This window comes from Rhizobium grahamii CCGE 502 (genome assembly GCF_000298315.2).
Lineage (GTDB): Bacteria > Pseudomonadota > Alphaproteobacteria > Rhizobiales > Rhizobiaceae > Rhizobium > Rhizobium grahamii.
Map to the genome: position 1 here is coordinate 72615 of NZ_AEYE02000021.1, position 19570 is coordinate 92184.

Here is a 19570-nt window from a genome sequence, read left to right on the forward strand (position 1 = left end):
GGCGGGAAACCGTCAAGAACCGTGAATGTTCCGTCGATAGCGAAACGGCGACAAAATGCGTGCGATAGGAAGGAGCGGGGCCCCTTTTACCGGTGTGCAAATTGCAGTTTCCGACGCCGCAGATTGCGAGGGGTCTAATGAGCAAAAAAAATCGGTCAGGTCAGCTTTCCGACAAGCTCCGCATAATCCGAGAACGTGAAATCCCTGCCTCGCTGCGCGGCCTCGTTGGCTAGGACGAGCACGCGAATCGGAAACAAAGTGGCAGCTCGATTGGAGTCCGATAACTCATGGTCGTCGTCATCCTCGACGGCCTTTTCAGCGCGGCCAAGCGCGGCCGCGATATCCTGATGGGTGACAGCGCCCTTCGCGACCAAAGTACTGGAAAGCGCTGCGACTGCCATGATCAGCCCTTCGAGCTGTAGGTTTGCCGTATTCAAGGTCAGCTCCTTTCAAATTGATGGTTATATTTTAAGTGGCAGCTCTCTTTTGCAACCAACGAAATACGCGGATTTCTTCGGCATCCATCCATTCCAGGAGCCGCTCACTCTTTGTCTTCAAGTGTAAGACGTCCCGAAGTTTCCCCGCGCGGAAGTCCTGGAAAACCGCCGGGTGAATATACGAGGATCGGCAGACAGAGCGGGTGTTCACCAACCTGGCGGCCACCTGGTCAATTGCCTGGTTCAGTTGTGTCGCGATTGCCCTGTCGGACGCAGCAGCCTCGACCTGCGCAAGTGCAGCGACGGCCATGCAGGTCGCCCCCCAGGTTCGAAACTGCTTTGAGCTGAAATCCTCTCCGGTGACTTCGCGGATGTAGCCATTGACATCATGGGATGATACCGGCCGGCACCCGCCTTCGTCGCAAACATACTGAAATAGGTGCTGACCGGGCAGCTCCTGAAGTTTGCGCACAACATTCGCAATGCGACGATCGCTATGGGAAAGGTTCCATTCCTTTCCAGACTTGCCCTTGAACCGGAATTTGACGTTTCCACCGTCAACCTTCACATGGCTACGTCGAAGCGTTGTCAGACCGTACGATCGATTGGCCTCGGCATAAGCCGTGTTCCCGATCCGGATATAGAGGTTATCAAGCATCCAAACGACTGTTGCGAGGGCCTTGTCCATGGTGAGGCCTCGGGATCTAAGATCGAGATCCACCCTTTGGCGAAGGTCTGGCAGGCGCTGAGCGAAATCAACAAGACGTTCAAACTTCGCCTTTCCACGCTCCGTGTGCCAATCTGCATGATATCGGTATTGTTTCCGTCCACGTGCATCTGTGCCGATGGCCTGGAGGTGGGAGAATGGGTTCGTGGATATGACGACGTTGGTATAGGCTGGAGGGATGGCCAAGCCATTCAGGCGAGCGATCTCAGCGGCATCAGTAATTCGTCGTCCATCCGGCATATAGTAGAGAAACCCATTTTTGCCTTGGCGCCGGGTGATGCCGCTCTCGAGGGAGGACAAATAGACGAGGCCGGACGCAAGCCGAGCACTCGCAGCGGCAGTGGTCATGGCATCTTTGGAAATGATCTGGTCCATGAAACCGGTAACTCCGGCCTACCTCTCCCGGTTCCAGATCCAAATCAGAACGAAAAATGTTGATCAATCTTTCTGAGGGCGCTGACCCCAGACAATGTATCTCCGCCGCCCGCCGGCATCCAGGCCGGTACGCCCTTTCTAATGAAGCTCTCGTTCCCAGCGATGGATTTCATGTCATGGGCGACCAAGAAACGAGCTCCCGATTGCAAGTCCAACGGCAACGATGATCAGAAGGACGACGATGATGATTATGGGCAAGACGCGGCCTGTCTGTGGAGTCGTCCGTGCGGATCCCGGCTCACGCATGGCGACATCGTAGCTTCTCTGGATGTCAGGCTTCAGTCCGGAGCGGTCTTCCACGGCTTTGGCGGCCTGTTCCGGCGAAATCGGTTGTCCACCTGCCTCTGCGTCCGTCTCCATGGGTGCGGCGGCGGGATCAAATCCGGATCTGCGATCGCCACTCAGTCCTGACTGGATTTGCCCACGAACCTGGGCTCCGGTTGTTTCACGTCCTTTCTTCATCCGTTTTCTCCGTGTTCAGTTTTCGGCGCAGAAATGATGCGATCACATAGTCAGGCAGCGGTCGAAATGAGGCTGATTGGTCGTCTAACTCGTTTCGTGACAGCTCGGAGACCGATGCTACTGCATTGGCCATCCTTACCAACGCCCGTCCAACCGTAACGGGTGATGGAAGTTCCACCAAAATCTCGTCACCGGTTCCTTTAGGGGCCGCTTGTGGGGCCCATGCGATGTGACTTGGCGACGACGGCGGGGGATCCAACATGTGCTAGATTGAGGCTGCGAAAACACGTCGGAAGGACATGCGAGTCAAGCCGTGCGGTTTGCGTAGGGTACTCTCAAACACGATGGGAGCAGGGCAGTCGCTTTGGCGTACGAGCAGCACCATGCATTCCGAGATCTCCGACAGGTCTACCCCTGCCAGATCAATGTACCATAGGCTCGATCGGGTATTTGGGATGCCGACAGTGAAAAGTCGCGATCAAATTGACGGCGCTGCGAACTGCATCTTCGGCGAGGACCAAATCTGCTTTGGCGAGGTCTTCCGCCGCAGAAAGGAGGGCAGTGCCAACCGAACCCATGACCATTTCAAGCGCGTCGTCGCCTTCCTGCCGCGCCCATCCTGCGTTTCGATGAAGTGTCGTTGCGAGCTTCTCCAGAATTGCCCGGCGCTCTGCGGGAGCAAGCTCGCGAAATGCTGGCCTAGATTTCACGGTAATTCCCTTCTTGAAATCATTACGGTCGGCGGATCGAGCTGAATCCTCGGCTCGCTTGCGCTCGTGCCGGCACATGGGTCTCTTCCCAGAAACCTAAAGAACGATCCTCATCGATTCCGCGAGCGCCCGCGAAACTTTGTGGTTTCATGCTATGGTCACTCAACTTCTCATCCAACCTCAGGAACAATTCGAGGCGGCCTGCTTTACCGCAACTGCACCATGGTATTCGTCAGATTTGAGGGCAAAATGCAGCGCTTCTTTTTCAACATCCGCGACGGCGACGACTTTATCGAGGATCCGGAAGGTACCGTACTACAAGATCGCGAGAGCGCGATCAGCGAAGCAAAAGCCGTCGCACGCGAACTTCTTGTTGCGGAGATAAGCTCTGGGGCAACACCCGACGGAAGGCTTGTAGAGGTCGCCGACCACACCAAAACTACAATCGCGGTGATTCCGGTTCGATCGATCTTGTCTGATCCCTGACCAAAGCGCACATCCGGCACCGCCGCTCTGCGCCTGCAACCAGGGCTGAGGCCGGATCCTTGCAGGTTCATGACCCTTGGGCGTCCTGGTTCTTGGCCAGAAGCCGTGCCTGCCTCAAGCGCTCGGTCTTTGCTTCACGCTTTCGCCGCTCCTCATCGGCGGCCTGTCTCGCGAAGCGGGAGGTTTCCTCAAATGCCTCCAGCCGCTGCTGCTTGCTACTTCTTGAGGGTTTGCGGGTGTCACCTTCATTCATTCCATCGACCATTCTTTAATTTTCGACTCGGGCTGTCATCCGAGAGATCGCCGTTTCAATGTTTCGTCACATGATCGAAACGGTCTCCTTCACCGGCGTTGGCATCACATTGTGCTTTATGCCTGCGGTCCGCCGAGAAAGATTTGCTGAAGCCAATCGACACGGCTGCCTTCGTCTCGACAATTTTCCTTTCAACATGAAACGTCTCCTTTTGCTCGCGAAGAAAACGTTTTGAGGGGAAGAGTGTTCAGTACGCTAGCGTACCTGTGGAATCTCGGGGAAGGTCCTTATTTTCCCGGAAGCTGGCGTTGCGGACGAGATGCTGCGCGAAGTGTTGCAACAGAAGCATTCAGAAGAGTTAGAGTTGAAGCTGGGGTTCAATCATTGTCCCCGACGTTTTGGGCCCAGGTAGACCACGTTGGCCAATCTCTCGGGACCTGATGCATGTGCGGTCGTTGAGCCGCCATGCCGGAGCATTGGACCTTTCGAGGGCTGTGCCTTGCCTGTCTCGGCCATAAATTGCTGATCGGACGAACACAGGAAAGGGCTGGCGCGGCTAAGCGCCAGCCCCCTCCCTCCAATCTGCCAGTCAAGCCGCAGCGAATGGCACTGCTACAAAAGTCCTGTTATCGCCGCGCTGGATCAGCAGCAGCACAGACTTCTTTTCGGCTTTCGCAACCGCCGCAACTGCAGTTTTTGCTTCAGTGGCATCATGGATAGTTTTGTCGTTGACCGACAAGATGATGTCGCCGGGCTTGAGGCCGGCCTCAGCCGCCGTCTTTTCCGGTGAGACCTGAGCGATGACAGCGCCTTGAAGATCGCTCGACACACCGAGGCGTGCTCGCACCTCAGGAGTCAGGTCTGCGAGGGACACGCCAATTCGCGGACCGTTTGGCGCCACTTCTTCGGCACCCTTGGCCGCGGCAAACTGCGGCTTCCCATCGTCATTGCCGCCGATGCCTACCGAGAGTTCGACAGTCTTGCCGTCCCGCCAGAGTGTCAGCTTTTCGTTGTCACCAGGCGAAAGATCAGCCACAGCTCGCGAAAGCTCTTTCGGCGAGGCGGCCGTCTTGCTCCCCACAGCCGTGATGACGTCTCCCGGCTTCAGACCGGCGCGCCCGGCCGGAGAGTCCTTGGTCACATCGGCAACCAGCGCACCCTCCGGCTTCGCAAGACCGATTGCATCCGCGATATCCTGAGTGACAGGCTGTATCTGCACGCCAAGGTATCCATGGTCGATCGAACCGTCTTTTTGGAGCTTACCGACAATCATCGTCGCCTCGCCAGCCGGAATGGCGAAACCGACACCGACGCTACCGCCGTTCGGAGAGTAGATCGCAGTATTGATACCGACGACCTTGCCACTGCCGTCAACCAGCGGGCCGCCCGAATTTCCATGATTGATCGGCGCATCGATCTGGATGAAATCGTCATAAGGCCCGCTGTGCAGATCCCTGCCCCGTGCCGACACGATACCGGCTGTGACCGTCGTTCCAACGCCGAACGGATTGCCGATGGCGAGAACCTGGTCCCCCAGCCTCAGTTTATTGGAATCACCCCACGCCAATGTCGGCAACGGCTTTTTGGCATCGACCTTGACGACCGCAAGGTCAGTTTTGGGATCGGCGCCAACCAAAATACCGGCAAGCTCCGTCCCGTCATCCAACGTCACCTTGATTTTGCTGGCGTTCGCGATCACGTGGTTATTCGTCACAATGTAACCATCGGCGCTCACGATAAACCCCGAACCCAACGCTTCTGCCCGCTCGCCCGATTTCGGCTGGGGAGCTTCCCGGAGCTGCGGTATGCCCTCTTCATTGAAGAACTGCTTGAACTGCTCCTGCAACTGCGGACTGTCATCGCCATCGTCGGCGTCCGATGCCCTCATGGTCGTCACGATGGTCACGACAGCAGGCTTGGCGGCGTCGACGATCGAGGCGAACGAATTGTTATTCGCATTGGTGATCGACGAACTGGCTGGAGCAGCAGATGCCGACGATTGATATGCAAGCGGAACCGATGCGGCGCCTGCAATGAGCGCTGCACCAAGAAGAGCAGTAGATCTGCGGCGGCTGATGATATCTGACACGATCTTGATCCTGAAACGTTGCGTATCGCGTATCGCCCAAAAGTGCCAAACGCGTAGCTTAGATATGCATCCGATATTTTATATTTACAAATTAAAGGTATATTACCAAATCATTGCAGTATGTTAATGTATTACGAGAATTTAATATTTAGCGTTACAGGACTTTTGCCGTTTACGGCTAATCAGGTGGGGGGACATTGAGGTCGTTAGATCAGGGAGTCTTCAACCTGACGGCAGAGCGAACAGTTCACTGCCCCGCGGACAGGCCCAAGGAAAATCAACTCAAACAACGAGCAGCAAAGGCTTTCATGGGCTGAGATTGCGATCGCAAAGAACGCGAGGCCGCATGGCTCTGCGATCGCGTGCGGGGATCCGCCTCGACGTCAGGCACTCAACGCTTTGGCTATTTCCAATGCCAACTGGTCTTGGGAATATGGTTTGCTCAGCCTGTATGCGTCAACCTTCATGCCATTCGGCAGGTCCGCGTAACCGGTCGCGAGAAGGACGGGAAGATCGGGGCGAATTTCGCGAGCCGCCTTGGTCAGATCGGCGCCATTCATCCCAGGCATCGAAAAGTCGGTGATCATCAGATCAAAGTCCTGACCATCTTGAAGGACTTGCATCGCCTCCGCGCCTGAGTGAACTTCCACGACTTCATGGCCGAGATCGGTCACCATGTCTGCCGAGCTCATCGCAATTAGAATGTCGTCATCAACGAGCAAGATGCGCTTCGGTCCGCGATCGGTCGGAACCTCGATCGGTTGTGGCGGCGGTTGGTGCGCTCCCTCGTCTGCGGCCGGCGCCACGGGTATGAACAGTTCAGCTGTCGTCCCTGCGCCAGGCCAACTTTTCAGCCGAAAGTGACCCCTGAGTTGAAGTGCGAGGCCATGGATCATGGAGAGACCGAGACCAGTACCCTTTCCCAGCTCCTTGGTTGAAAAGAAAGGTTCGACCGCTTTACCCAGCGTGTCAGAGTCCATGCCGCAACCCGTGTCGGTTACCGACAGAACGACATAGCGGCCAGGCTCAAGATCACTACCTGGGTCGTCGACAGTCTCCTCCCTAAGGGCGACCGTCAATGATCCGCCCTCCGGCATCGCATCACGTGAATTGACGGCCAGGTTGAGAAGCGCGAGTTCCACCTGATTTGCATCCGCCAGAACTAGGGGCAGGTTTTCAGGCATTTTCCGCCGGAGAGAGACCATTGGCCCGATCGACCGCGTCAGGAGCTCCTCCATACCGGCAATCAAAGCCCTCAGGTCGACAGATTTGACCTGCAGGTCTTGCCGGCGGGCGAATGCCAGAAGCCGTTGCGTCAGAGACGCGCCCCGCTGTGCACCCTGTACGGCACCCTCTATCAGCCGAAGCATGCGTGGATTGTCACCAACATTCTTGCGAATGAGCTCAAGATTACCAAGGACCGCCATCAACAGATTGTTGAAATCGTGGGCCACACCTCCGGTCAGTTGACCAATCGCTTCCAGCTTCTGAGCCTGTCTTAGCTGCTCCTCCGCCTTTTCGCGCTGTGCGACCTCTGCCATGACGGCCGCATGGGCCGCCTCCAGCTCAGCTGTTCGTGCGGCAACGCGCTCTTCGAGGATTTCATTCAGCTTTTTCTGTTGGTCTTCGGCATTGCGCCGATCCGTAATGTCTGCGGACACGCCGACGAGCTTGACGGCTTTTCCATCTCGGTTCCGATAGAGCTGCGCCCTGATCTCAGCCCAGTGCAGCGAACCATCCGGCCAGATCGTGCGGTACTCGATTGAAAAATCCACGCCTGTGTCGATTGTCGCGGCGAATGCAGTTTTCACACGGTCGAAATCCTGGGCATGGATCGCCGAAAGAAGATCCTCAAACGCGAATTGGTCATCCGCCTGCCTGCCGAATATCCCACGGCATGTCGGAGATGTCGTTAGTGCATGGGTTGCGAGATCGAGTTCCCACGATCCGAGCCTGCCTGCCTGAAGCGCAGTCTGAAGCAGGCGCTCGCCTTCGTCGAGAGCCTCGATGCGCAGACGAGCCTCATATTGCCTGCGCCGGCCACGGATCGCGGTATGGGCCACACTAACGAACGTCGTCGCGTGGAAAGGCCGTTCCAGGAAGCTGACATTTCCGAGCACCTCCAGAAGACGCGCAGCGGCGGGATTTCGTTCAGGCCCACCGCCCCGCTGGGTGAACACGATGAACGGCATATCCGACCAGCTGGGCTGGCTTCTGATCCACGCGGCAAGCGGCCTCAAATCGGCGGAACGTAGTGCCTCTTCAGTCAGAACGACGAAGCCAGTGTCCTCGCCAATCCTGCCAAGCAGGTTTGGCAGGTCAATAACCGATTGCGACGCCAATCCGGCTTCGGCAAGCAATGCCTTGGCGATCTCGGCGTCACGGCCGGACGGAGTAAGCACGAGAATGGAAATCGAGCGGTCAGGAATCGTTATCATCCTCTAGCTGAGACAGCAGCTCTTCGCCTTTGCCCATATAACTTGGGATACCTCTCAGTACGCCCTGAAATTCGGAAAGCGGATCTCCCAGTGTCAGGCCGCTTTCGCTGATTGTAAATTCTCGGATCGTCTCTTCGTGTTTTCCCGTACGCTTTTTAATCACGGACACGGCGCGCCTAATTTTTCCGAGCGCCTCGAAATAGCGCAGAAGCACGACCGTATCAGCAAGATAGGTAACGTCGACCGGTGACTTCATGTCACCAACGAGTCCATGCTGAGCGACCGTCAGAAACGTCGTCGCGCCCTGTCTGTTCAAGAATTGCAGCAACTCATGCATATGGAGGATCAGCGCATTTTCTTCCGGCATTGCCGCCTGATAACCGTTGATGCTGTCCAGGACGACAATCTTCGCGTCGAAATCGGACACGCGATCGCGCACACGTTGCGCAAACTCGCCGGGTGATACCTCGGCGGCATCGAGCTGCTCTATATGTACGGCCCCATCATCCCGCATCTTTTCGAGATTGATGCCCAAAGCCTTCATCCGGTCAAACAGGAGGCCAAGTTCCTCGTCGAACACAAAAACCGCGGCCCGCTCACCCCGCTTGACAGCAGCGTCCACGAACTGAAGCCCAAACAGGGTCTTTCCCGTTCCCGCCGGCCCGATCAGAAGCGTACTGGAGCCGCGCTCGACCCCTCCCCCAAGCAAACCGTCAAGCTCGGCAACGCCACTTGCGAGCTTGGTTCGCTGAAAGTCCGTGCGGTGCTCGAGAGCACGCAATCTGGGAAACGCCACGACGCCGCCGGTCTTGATGACAAAGTCATGATACCCGCCCCTGAAGGCTTGGCCACGATACTTGACAATGCGCAATCGGCGCCGCTCCGACCCGTAGTCGGGAGCCATCTGTTCGAGGTGCACCACGCCATGGACGACACTGTGGACCGTCTTGTCCATGATATCCGACGTCATATCGTCGAGAAGCAGCACTGTCGCACCTGACTTTGCGAAGAAATGCTTCATGGCCAGGATCTGGCGTCGATATCGAAGTGAACTCTGCGCGAGAAGCCTGATTTCTGACAGGCTGTCGATGACGACGCGGCTTGGTCTCAAGCGGTCGAACGCCTCGAAAATCATCTTGGTAGTCTCACCGAGTTCCAGATCGGAGGAGTAAAGCAGACTCTGTTGCTGATCCGCGTCAAGCAGGCTTTCGGGCGGCACAAGTTCGAAAATCTCGATGCTGTCGCCCAGTTCAAGCTCATGAGACGCCGAGCTGCTACGCAGTTCCTCCTCCGTTTCCGACAAGGTAATGTAGAGACAGCGCTCGCCAATTGCAGCCCCTTCGCGCAAGAACTGCAATGCGATTGTGGTTTTACCTGTACCAGGCGAGCCTTCGAGCAGAAAGACATGACGACGGGTCAACCCGCCCGACAAAATTTCGTCGAGACCGGCTACTCCTGTCCTTGCCTTGTCCTTGCTGTCATTCGTCATTTAAAGTCCGCTCCCTCAGCCTCAGATATCATCAATGAAACTTTTCGTCCGTTCGTTTATGTAAAAGCGACAAAGCGCAAGAAAAGGGTATCAACGTAAAAGAGTTGATCAGCATATTTCTCGGTATCCCAAGCAGATCCAGGAACTTCACCATTTTCCGGTCATCGTGCTGAGAGATGAAAGTGCCCCAAGTTCTCTAAATAGCACTCCCCACAAAGCAGATGGCCCCGCCGTCGAGCAAGTTCCTGCGAGCGCTCGTCGAGGTTTCCACTGCCGAACAAGTTTTCGCGCGCTGCTTTAGGGCTGCCGCCGTCTCGGGTGCGAAGCTTCTTAATCGGCATCTCTTTCAAAGGCACTCGACTGCTGATGGTTGTCTTGGGAGCAGAGAGCGACTTTAAGCTCTTCTTCCAAAGGGACGGGCACGGACCAGCAACATAGGGCAGCCAAACGCGGTGGCAATCTCCCCGCCTTTGTTTCGTAGGGATGCGCCCTTGCATCCGATCGACTTTGCTTCCCCGATCGCTGAACATGGAAAAGCCGCTCGCGAGGTCGAGCTTTTACCACCTGCGCGCCACAAGTCCTTTCCTTGAGGTAAGGGTCAGGCGCGGCTGGGATGACGAGGTTTTTCCTTGCCGCCCGTTCCCAGGTGTCAGGTGTCAGGTGTCAGGCGGGGAACCTGGTTTCCATCGTCGCTGGGCGCGCCAGACGGCGGCACAGAAGGCCGCTGATGCGCACGATTGGAACCACTTCCCCCACATGCGCATTATGTGGCGCGAACGAGGTAAGCATGACTGAAATTACTTTCTGGAACAGGCCGGTCGTCATCGTGATCGGATCCGCAAAACATATTGTACGCAACACTCGGGAAGCCGCGTGGCTGCTTGCCGATAAATGGCCTGTTGTGGGCGGGAAATCGTTCATTCGGGCATTACGCGCCTGCGCTGCCAGCCTCGAGGGTAAGAAATCAGCGACATATGCCCGACTTGCCTTGATTGCCGCAGCCCGACACGCGAACCTTTCGGTCGAACGGTAGAAAGCGCAGCCCTTCCGGCTATTTCCATAGCCTCCTATTTCACAGGGTGGCGAGCGTGGCGTTGGTGATCTGGGCACCATAGCTTTGGCGGATGCTGACTTTTTTCTCGAGCGCTTCGATTACCAGGTCGGAAAAATTCACGTCATAAAGTTTTTCCAAATTCTGAAGTCCGCCCGGCGTGAAGACATTGATTTCGAGGATTTTTGCCCCGACGATATCAAGGCCAACAAGGAACATTCCGTCAGCCACGAGCTTGGGACGTACCATCTCGGCGACGCTCAGCATTTCTGCAGTGACCTTCACTTTCGTTGCGGTTCCGGAGGCACGAATGTTCGATCGAACCTCGCCCTTGGCGGGCACCCTCCTGAAGGCGGCATAGGCACCATCCTTTTCCAGGGGCCTTCCATTCATCAGGAACAGTCGTACATCACCCTCGACCGCGTCCGGAAGGTAACCTTGAGCGATGAGATATCCCTCTCCGCTGACAGCCTCGAAGATCTGATTGAGATTGGACTCCTTGTTGGATTTGATCTTGAAGACATGTTTGCCCCCGGACCCCTGGAGAGGCTTCAGGATGACACCGCGCTTCTGGCTGTCAATGAACGACCGGATTTCATCAAGGCTTTTGGAAATGAGCGTGGTCGGACGCACGCTTTCGGGGAAATCCTGGAAGTAGAGCTTGTTCTGGGCAGTGGCGAGCGCATTCGGGTCGTTCACCGTCAGCACACCGCGCTCGACAGCCAATCGTCCAAACATCGCCCCGACATTGACAGCCCATGCTCGTTCATCCGCATCCTCCGAGGGGTCGTTGCGCAGGAAAAGGACGTCGATATTGGAAACGTCGATGGTTTCTTTCGAAACCTCAGCCCGCAGTCCAGCGATGAAAGCATCCTGATCTTTTGTTTTCGACGGGTGTGGGATGACCGCGCGGACCAGCAGGCTGTCGTCAGGCCGAAGCACAAAGTCATCAGGCGTGACGTAACAGACGTCATGACCGCGCGCTCTGGCGGACAGCGCCAACGATGTGGTCGTGTAGTAAGGGGCCTCGCTCTCAATGGAATTTACGAAGAACGCTATTCTCATCTAGTTTTCCTTCGATTGAATGAGATCGATTGGTCTTAATCCCTGGCGTGCTTTCTCGAGTCTCTCACGGCCATCCTTGGTGGCGAGAAAGAGCGGATAAATCGCAGGCGGCTTGAGTAAGCCACGAGAAGCGAGTTCCTCCATCACGCTGAAGTGGCCGGATGAGATTTTTCCCATCCAGAACGGATCTAGCGCTGCCCCGCGTTTGAGATGGTCGAGAAGTTCAAGAAGGCCACGCAGGTAAATGGCGTCCTTTGCCAGCCCACCGCCCCGGTAGACACGCAACGTCAGGTTGAACGCTGCAGCCTTCGGAAATCCATACTTCCGCACCATCCGGTGGAAAGTCTGGTCAAATTTTGCACCGGACAGCATATCCGCACACGCAACCACCCGCGCCGCGATCAACTTGAGACGTCCCGCCGTCATTCCGCCGGCCAGATATTCGGCGAAGACTGCAAGACCTTCCTGCATGCCCTCATACCCTGCGAGCCCAGAGCGAAAGAGCCTCAGTCCCTGGCACCCACCGTTGACAAACGTCAGCAAGTGGACCCCTATTTCGTGAGAGAGAAGAGGCGCTACTCGGCGGGGATCCATCAAGGTCTTTCTCGAGATGAGAAGACGGTTGTTCGATACCATCAGTCCTGATGGCAAGTCGTCTCGGACCTCCACATCGACCTTGAAGTCAGGGAGTTTGTCCTGGTAGGCGGCGATCATCGACTGCGCCTGCCTTTCAAGGTACGCACTGTCGGCCGCCTGCAGACCATCGTCCAGGGAGGTCCTGTCAGAACGGTCATCACTGAGGTACTCCAGGATGCGTTGCGCTTCTTCCAGCAACAGCGGTTCAACTGGCCCATAGAGCGCTCGTCCGAACTCGATGAAGGCTTTGCGATTGCGCGCGGCAATCAATGATAACTGCAGATCCAGTTCCTGTTGCTTTTGCCTGTACAGCTCGTAAAGAACAGGGTCCTCAATCCGATCAAAGGCAATCGAAAAGAGGCGTTGCTTTGCGTTTTCGACCTGGACTGTCAGCGGCCGATAGAGGAAGTCTGGCTCTCCTTCAAAACCGTTGGCTTCGAAGCGATGGTAGGACTGGTCAGCATTGATCGGGGTCACTGCCAAAAGGACATCAAAGGCCGTCGCAATCTCATCGATGCCGCGGTCCACCCGATTGACCGCCTCGACCAGCGCCCGACGCCCAAGCGAACGGTAGGACGTAAGCTTGAGAAGTCCACGGGCCTCTATGAAAGCTGCGCATGCTCGAAGCCCGGCATCGAAAAGCGTCACGATAAGCTGGTCGCGCACCTCCGGAAAAATGTCTCCGGACTGGGGGGCCCGGTAGATCGGGGCGAACTCTGCCACCAGAAGGGCGCAGTCGGTAAGTTCGGCCAATTCCTCGTCAATCTTCGAGGACGTCATGCGCCGCTCTTCGACCTGTGGCGTTCGAAAGCGTGCAGCCTCGCTGGCCGCGACCGCCTTGGAGAAGGTTCTTCCCACTTCCGGCGCATTGCCTGATGACCAGACCGAGACCTCGAACGGTGGCAGGTAAGGTGCATCATCTGTCAGGAACCTGTCGCGCTCAAGCTCAGCAAACCGGACGACGACAAAGGCTCCGAACTGCTCGGCGGCCACTGTTGATAGTGCCCTGACGATCGGCATGACAAAGCTGGGGTCGGAAGCAATGAGGTATGAGGCGTTTGCCTGCACTACAGACCGGGCCACCTCTTCGTTTCGAGCGCCATCGATATACAGGAACAGAAAAGGCAATAGTCGATCGACGTGGAGACGACCGCCCTTTCCGAAATCTTTGCGGACGGCCTTGCCTTCATTGAGACAGTTCACAATGTCAACCAGCCACTCGATCTGCACATCGCGGATCGGACGTGTCATTGGCCATACCCCAAAATGCGTTCCAGCAGCGGTACCGCCCCGGCAAGGCCACGACGCAATTCTTCAAGGACGGCGCGATCAGGCTCGCCAGTCCATTCGTCCATGAAGATTTTCTTGAACTCGATCGCGATGGCGCAACCTGTCGCCGGGAACACCTCATGGATAAAACGTGTCTGTTCCCCCTTGCCCTGGAAGGCAACGTTTTCCCTCACGTCCAAATTCATGCCGTTTACCGAGATGGTTCGGAGGTGAGCGATCAAGGGGTCCACCACATGGGCCCACCGCTCTCTATCCATCGAGAACGTGCCGATATTGATGTCCGGCGCATCTTGTTGATTGGTTTCGACGTCGGGCGCCGTCCGGCGGTGATTGTAACTGTGAACGTCGAGGAGAACGAATTTGCCAAAGTTGAGCTCAACCTCTTTCAGGACGAAACGAAGCATCGCGTAGTAGCTATCGTGAAGGGCAAGCGATCTGGCTTTCTCGTCCTGTGGCAGGGGGTCTCGCCAGACGTTCAGCCCCCATGCCTGCTCCGGGCTGACGTAGACAGCACCGTCCCGGCCACGGTTGAGATCGACTTCGAAACGGGACCGGTGGCATACGACCTTGTTGGGGAGGTCATCGATCAGGAAGGCGGTGAACGGATCTTCTTCGCGCAGTCGCTCGCTGGCTGACAGCGCAAAGCGGTTCAACAAGCTCTTCCTGACGCCATCCCCGTCATGGATCGCTGTCCCGACCACCGGGGAGTCTGCCCTGCTGATCGTCCATAGCCTTCTGGACCCCAAATCCGTGGCGTCTCTGTTGACACTATCCGTCACAAATGTCCTCCCGCCAGGTAGCGCAAATGAATGCTGAAATTGGCGTTACAACGATCGCAGGTTCATGCTCCTGCAAGCTCCATGGCATGTGCGGGCAATTTGTCGTGCCCGAGAGCTTTCTGAGGTGACGCGATTGATTCATTTCATGACGGTTCCTCTAAGGGAACAAACGCGATTCGGGGCAATTTTGTTCAATCCGTCGTGCTTGCAGGTGATGGGACCCGCTTTGGATCAGGCCGCTCCACCAGTCGTCACCCTAAAACTGGAACCCAGCTTCGCCACTGCGGATGAGCAGCGACAACTGTCGGTAGATTTGCCGCCTTTGACATGATAGGTTCCGCTTGTACTTCGGCGTTGGCGTGCGTTCAGGGAAATGCCGTGTTCGATTGGGCAGGAAGTATCAGCATCTCATTCATGACGCCCGCCACGGATGCGCCAGCCCCTTCTCCACCGGGCGATCTCGTACGGTTGGCAGGCTGTTGGCGGGATCTTTGGTCCGCTGGTTCGGATCGGCGGCAAGAACCGGGATAATGCAGGCAGGAGCAATACACCGGCGTCGGGGCCGTCAGGAGAGACGCTACTAGAACGCCTTGGGCTTGATTGAGCATCGGTACCTCGGAAGGTTCGAGCAAGGTGGACGATGACCGCAGATTCTAATCGCCTGCAATAGACGTGCCTCTCGCCTAAGGTTCAACGACTTGCCGGAGAGCGGTCAATGAAACGTCCATGTTCCATTCGAGCAGCCGCCCTTTTCATCGTTCCCGTTGTCAGCATTGTCGTGCCTGACATTCTCATGGCCCAGTCCCGGCCAACAGTCGGCGTCATTGATGTTGCCGTCGGTGACGCATCTCCCCGGCACGAGTTCGTCGGACGAGTCGAAGCTGTCAATTCGCTGGACGTCCGCTCACGGATCGAGGGCTTCCTGGAAAAACGGCTGTTCAACGAAGGGCAGCTCGTCAAGAAGGATCAGGAACTCTTCCAGATCGATAGACGAGCACTGGAGATATCTCTGTCGGAAGCAAAGGCTGGCCTTGCAAGCGCCGAGGCAAGCCTTGCCGACGCTCAGCGGCGCGTGGAGCGAAACCAGTCGTTGAGCAGTCAAACCGTGCCGCGCGCCGTGTTGGAGGAAAGCCAGGCTGCTCGCGACAGCGCTGCAGCCAATGTCATGTCCGCCGAGGCACGCGTTGCCCAGGCTGATCTGAACCTGAGCTTCACCCGCATCACGTCACCGATCGAGGGCCGAATTGGCGCGTCGGAAGTGTCCGTCGGAAGTTTCGTGAGTGGCAGCTCGGTGCCTTTGGCTCGCGTGGTCGAAATCGACCCCATTCGTGTGGTTTTCTCAATCAGCGACCGGGCGATCCTCGACCTTCGCTCTGCAGCCGGAGGCATCAGCAAAGACGAGCTCGCTACCCGGTTTCAACCAACGTTGCGTATGTCCAACGGCCAGGAGTACGACGCTCGGGGCCGGATTGAATTTTTCGGAAACGAAATTGACGAGGCAACCGGAACACTCCCGATCCGCACGCTGTTTGCCAACCCAGAATCACTGCTGACGCCCGGTCAGTTTGTTACTGTCGTTGTCTCCGAAATGGAGCAGAAGCTCCGTCCCATGGTGCCATTGGGCGCTGTTCAGCAGGACAGGGAAGGAAAGTTTGTTTTCCTGGTCAATGAAGATACCACGGTTGCTCTCCGCCGCATCAAGGTCTCCGAGCAGGTCAGCGGCAACTGGATTGTCGAAGACGGCCTGAAGGGCGGCGAGAAGCTCATCGTCGACGGCCTTCAGAATGTCGCCGAAGGAGAAGCCGTCTCGGTCGTCCAGGCCAAGCCAGTGGAAATAGGTCAGGGTTCGCATCCTCCGCTGATGCCCCAGTCGGGATCGGCGCAATGAACATCTCCGCTCCTTTCGTAGCCAGACCCCGCTTTGCGATGGTGATCGCGATCGTCATGATCATCGCGGGTGCACTTGCATTGCTACAAATACCTGTTGCCCAGTTTCCGCAAATTACCCCACCCGAGGTGCAGGTGACGGCAAGCTATCCTGGTGCTAGTGCAAGCGTTCTGACAGACAGCGTTGGAGCTCCGATCGAGGATCAGGTCAATGGTGTCGAAGACATGCTCTACATGTCGTCGTCCAGCACCAACAATGGAACCTACAGTCTGACCGTAACATTTGCGGCCGGCACCGATCCCGCAATCGCGCAGGTCAATGTTCAGAACCGCGTTGCCCTCGCGACCCCCCGTCTTCCCGCAGCGGTCACCCAGACGGGCGTCTCGGTCAGGAGCCGCTCCTCAAGCATGCTGCTCGGTTTCGCGATCTACTCTCCCAAGGGATCCAGAGACGACGTCTTCATCAGCAACTATGCGACGATAAACATCCGTGATGCGATAGCGCGCTTGCCTGGTGTTGGTGAGGCCAGTGTCTTCGGACCCGCCTACAGCATGCGGATCTGGATGAACCCGGACCGCATGCAGGCTCTTGGGGTAACTGCGAATGACCTTGCCGCTGTCATCCAGGCCCAGAACGCGCAAGCCTCTACCGGTCAATTGGGATCCCCGCCCTCCTCGTTGGGCCAGCAGATGCAGTTGACCGTGCTGGCAACCGGCAGATTGGCAAGCGAGGCGGAATTCGGCGACATCATCGTACGCACGAACAGGGACGGCGGGATCGTCAGACTGCGTGATGTTGCAAGGGTAGAACTCGGGGCACAATCATACGATACCGCTTCCACCTTGAATGGGCAGCCAAGCGCGACAGTGGTTGTCTATCAATCGCCCGACGCCAACGCACTTGCCGTGTCCGCCGCCGTCTTGTCTGAACTGAAATCGTTATCAAGGCAGTTTCCCGAAGACGTCTCCTACTCGCTCGTCTTCGATACAACGGACTTCGTTCGGCAGACCATCGAGGAAATCTTCATCACGCTTGCCATCACCTTCGTTCTTGTCGTCGCCGTGGTTTATATCTTCCTGCAGGACTGGCGCGCAACCGTGATCCCGTCACTGACGATTCCCGTCTCCCTGATTGGCGGCTTCGCCGTGCTCTACGGGCTCGGGTACTCGGCAAACACGATCACGCTTTTCGCGATGGTGCTTGCCATCAGTCTCGTCGTCGATGATGCCATTATCGTCGTTGAAAATGTTCAGCGTGTCATGGGCGAGAGCGATCTTTGTGTCAGGGAGGCCACGCTTAGAACCATGGCTCAAGTGACTGGCCCCATTGTGGCCACGACACTCGTCCTGGCCGCACTCTTTGCACCGGTGACTTTTCTTGCCGGAATAACAGGAGAACTCTACCGGCAGTTTGCCGTCACGATTCTCGTTACCATCGTATTCTCGACGATTAACGCCCTGACACTCAGTCCCGCGCTCTGCGTGTTGATGCTACGGCCGCCTCGAAAAGCCGGCATAAGAGTGTTCGAGACGTTCAACGGCGGACTTGACGCAACGCGACGGTTCTATCTGGATCTGCTTGCATGGACGGTACGTCGTCTTTCGATTGTCGCCATCCTGTTGGCTGTCGTTGTCGCTGGAATCTTTGGCTTGTATCGGTTTCTCCCAACTGGTTTCGTTCCGTCAGAAGATCAGGGCTACCTGTTCCTGAACGTGCAGTTGCCTAACGCGGCTTCGCTTGACCGGACGCAGCAGACCATTTCCGAGGTCACCTCCATCCTCCAGCGCACGCCCGGTGTCGCAAACACGATCGGCATCGCGGGCGCAAGCCTGATCGGAGGCGGCGGCTCAAACTCGGGCATGGTCATCACTGCATTGAAGCCATGGAATGAGCGTGGATCTGATGAAAGCGTCTTTGCCATCATCGCGAAACTGCGCGCAGAGTTTGCATCGATTGCGACAGCATCTGTCGTTCCGTTCAACCCGCCTGCTATCCCCGGCCTCGGAACGACAGGGGGTTTCGACTTCCGACTGCAGGCAAGGACCGGTCAAAGCCAGCAGGAGCTCGCCGAGGTCATGCGCGGATTGATCGTCAATGCCAACAAAGTCGAGCAATTAAGTGGCGTCTTCAGCACATTCTCTGCCGACGTGCCTCAGGTGTATCTCGATATCGACAGGAAGCGCACCGAACTATACGGCGTCTCACCGGCGACCATATTCGCCACGTTGCAGGCACACCTCGGCTCGTCCTACGTGGATGACTTCAACATCTTTTCGCGCGTCTTTCAGGTGAGGCTCCAGGACGAGCCGGAATTTCGTACGCGCATCGAGGATATTCAGCGGTTGCGCGTCAGAAGTCAGAGTGGCGCCCTCATTCCGCTTCAAGCATTGCTGTCAATCTCGACGGTCTACGGCCCCGGGTCCATCAATCGATATAACCTCTTCCCGTCTGCTGCAATCAACGGACAGGCATCCGCCGGCACAAGCACGGGCGAGGCGCTGCTCGCCATGGAAACTCTCGCCGCAGAGAAGCTTCCACCCGGCTTCGGGTACGAATGGACTGGTTTGGCACTGCAGGAAAAGCAGGCGGGTGGGCAGACGGTCATCATTCTATTGATGGGAATGGTCTTTACCTACCTCTTTCTCGTCGCGCAGTACGAGAGCTGGAGTGTTCCTCTTGCGGTCATGATGTCCGTCTCTGTCGCCGTACTTGGTGCACTCGCCGGACTCGCATTTGCCGGCGTCGACCTCAATATCTACGCCCAGATCGGATTGCTGCTGTTGATCGGCCTTGCAGCGAAAAACGCTATACTCATCGTCGAGTTTGCCAAGGAGCGGCGCGAGCAGGGTGCGAGCATCATGAGCGCTGCAGTCGAAGGCACGTCCCAACGCTTCCGACCTGTACTGATGACCGCAATGGCCTCGGTGCTGGGGGTGCTGCCGCTGGTTGTTGCTACTGGCGCAGGAGCCGGGAGCCGGCAGGCCATTGGCATAACGGTGTTGGGTGGGCTGCTGCTTGGAACCATCCTTGGCCTGCTTGTTATCCCACTCCTGTATTTCGTTGTGCAGACCATCCGGGAGGCCGTGAAGCGTTGGATTTTCAAGAGGCAGGTCGACGAAGGCGTTGTTCAGAAGATCACCACTTCAAACCCGGATTAAGAGCAAATCAGAACTGCGGTCGGGCTTCCCAGTCCAGGGCGGTTGTACCTGCGCAACTGCGACTCGAAATTTTCCGCACCAGCTTGGGCCACGACGATTGTGCCGTCTGCCTAGTTTACACCAACCGCCAATAGGGATATTCTATGTCCTTAATAGGTGCAAACCAGCGTCTCCCGG

Annotated in this window: 14 protein-coding genes; 4 read left to right on the forward strand and 10 right to left on the reverse strand. The window is 56.8% G+C overall.

Annotation, left to right across the window (positions count from 1 at the left end; all coding sequences use genetic code 11):
• Positions 1-155: 155 nt before the first annotated feature.
• From RGCCGE502_RS17870 to RGCCGE502_RS17885, 4 genes are all read right to left on the reverse strand, one after another.
• A complete protein-coding gene (locus RGCCGE502_RS17870; RefSeq protein ID WP_016555590.1) occupies positions 156-437 on the reverse strand; it encodes a hypothetical protein in 282 nt (93 codons plus the stop codon).
• Positions 438-468: 31 nt separating this feature from the next.
• Positions 469-1539 carry a DNA topoisomerase IB gene (locus RGCCGE502_RS17875; RefSeq protein ID WP_016555591.1) on the reverse strand — a complete coding sequence of 357 codons (1071 nt, stop codon included), beginning with the start codon at positions 1537-1539 and terminating at the stop codon, positions 469-471.
• 174 nt (positions 1540-1713) lie between these two features.
• On the reverse strand, positions 1714-2061 hold the full coding sequence (locus RGCCGE502_RS17880) for a hypothetical protein (RefSeq protein ID WP_016555592.1): 348 nt from the start codon (positions 2059-2061) through the stop codon (positions 1714-1716).
• 422 nt (positions 2062-2483) lie between these two features.
• Positions 2484-2771 (reverse strand): hypothetical protein, encoded by a 288-nt coding sequence (locus RGCCGE502_RS17885; protein WP_040674971.1) that lies wholly within the window; start codon positions 2769-2771, stop codon positions 2484-2486.
• A 249-nt stretch (positions 2772-3020) separates the two neighbouring features.
• On the opposite strand from RGCCGE502_RS17885, the gene RGCCGE502_RS17890 reads away from it, so the two are divergent.
• Positions 3021-3257: a DUF6894 family protein gene (locus RGCCGE502_RS17890; RefSeq protein WP_040674974.1), complete on the forward strand. Its 237-nt coding sequence runs from the start codon at positions 3021-3023 to the stop codon at positions 3255-3257.
• 842 nt (positions 3258-4099) lie between these two features.
• On the opposite strand, the gene RGCCGE502_RS17900 is transcribed toward RGCCGE502_RS17890, so the two are convergent.
• The 3 genes from RGCCGE502_RS17900 to RGCCGE502_RS17910 all read right to left on the reverse strand — a co-directional run bounded on the left by RGCCGE502_RS17900 (position 4100) and on the right by RGCCGE502_RS17910 (position 9526).
• Positions 4100-5599, reverse strand: coding sequence for a DegQ family serine endoprotease (locus RGCCGE502_RS17900; RefSeq protein WP_016555596.1), 1500 nt, complete (start codon positions 5597-5599; stop codon positions 4100-4102).
• A gap of 383 nt (positions 5600-5982) precedes the next feature.
• Positions 5983-8037 carry a hybrid sensor histidine kinase/response regulator gene (locus tag RGCCGE502_RS17905; RefSeq protein WP_016555597.1) on the reverse strand — a complete coding sequence of 685 codons (2055 nt, stop codon included), beginning with the start codon at positions 8035-8037 and terminating at the stop codon, positions 5983-5985.
• The gene (locus RGCCGE502_RS17910; protein WP_016555598.1) at positions 8021-9526 is read right to left on the reverse strand and encodes an ATPase domain-containing protein; all 1506 of its coding nucleotides are present in this window, start codon (positions 9524-9526) and stop codon (positions 8021-8023) included. The genes RGCCGE502_RS17905 and RGCCGE502_RS17910 overlap by 17 nt, the downstream gene beginning before the upstream one ends.
• Positions 9527-10313: 787 nt before the next feature.
• Here RGCCGE502_RS17910 and RGCCGE502_RS17915 point away from each other — a divergent pair.
• Positions 10314-10559, forward strand: a complete 246-nt coding sequence (locus RGCCGE502_RS17915) for a DUF982 domain-containing protein (protein ID WP_016555599.1) — start codon at positions 10314-10316, stop codon at positions 10557-10559.
• A 39-nt stretch (positions 10560-10598) separates the two neighbouring features.
• Here RGCCGE502_RS17915 and RGCCGE502_RS17920 read toward each other — a convergent pair whose 3' ends face one another.
• Genes RGCCGE502_RS17920 through RGCCGE502_RS17930 form a run of 3 tightly spaced genes read right to left on the reverse strand, consistent with a single transcriptional unit; the run spans position 10599 to position 14347 of the window.
• Positions 10599-11642, reverse strand: a complete 1044-nt coding sequence (locus tag RGCCGE502_RS17920; RefSeq protein WP_016555600.1) for a glutathione synthetase — start codon at positions 11640-11642, stop codon at positions 10599-10601.
• Positions 11643-13529 carry a flavohemoglobin expression-modulating QEGLA motif protein gene (locus tag RGCCGE502_RS17925; RefSeq protein WP_016555601.1) on the reverse strand — a complete coding sequence of 629 codons (1887 nt, stop codon included), beginning with the start codon at positions 13527-13529 and terminating at the stop codon, positions 11643-11645.
• Positions 13526-14347, reverse strand: coding sequence for an N-formylglutamate amidohydrolase (locus RGCCGE502_RS17930; RefSeq protein WP_051158696.1), 822 nt, complete (start codon positions 14345-14347; stop codon positions 13526-13528). The genes RGCCGE502_RS17925 and RGCCGE502_RS17930 overlap by 4 nt, the downstream gene beginning before the upstream one ends.
• A gap of 715 nt (positions 14348-15062) precedes the next feature.
• On the opposite strand from RGCCGE502_RS17930, the gene RGCCGE502_RS17935 reads away from it, so the two are divergent.
• Both RGCCGE502_RS17935 and RGCCGE502_RS17940 read left to right on the forward strand, forming a co-directional pair.
• Complete coding sequence (locus RGCCGE502_RS17935; RefSeq protein ID WP_016555603.1) at positions 15063-16235, forward strand: efflux RND transporter periplasmic adaptor subunit; 1173 nt, start codon at positions 15063-15065, stop codon at positions 16233-16235.
• Positions 16232-19393, forward strand: a complete 3162-nt coding sequence (locus tag RGCCGE502_RS17940) for an efflux RND transporter permease subunit (RefSeq protein WP_016555604.1) — start codon at positions 16232-16234, stop codon at positions 19391-19393. Before RGCCGE502_RS17935 ends, RGCCGE502_RS17940 begins: the two co-directional genes overlap by 4 nt.
• The last annotated feature ends 177 nt before the right edge of the window (positions 19394-19570 follow it).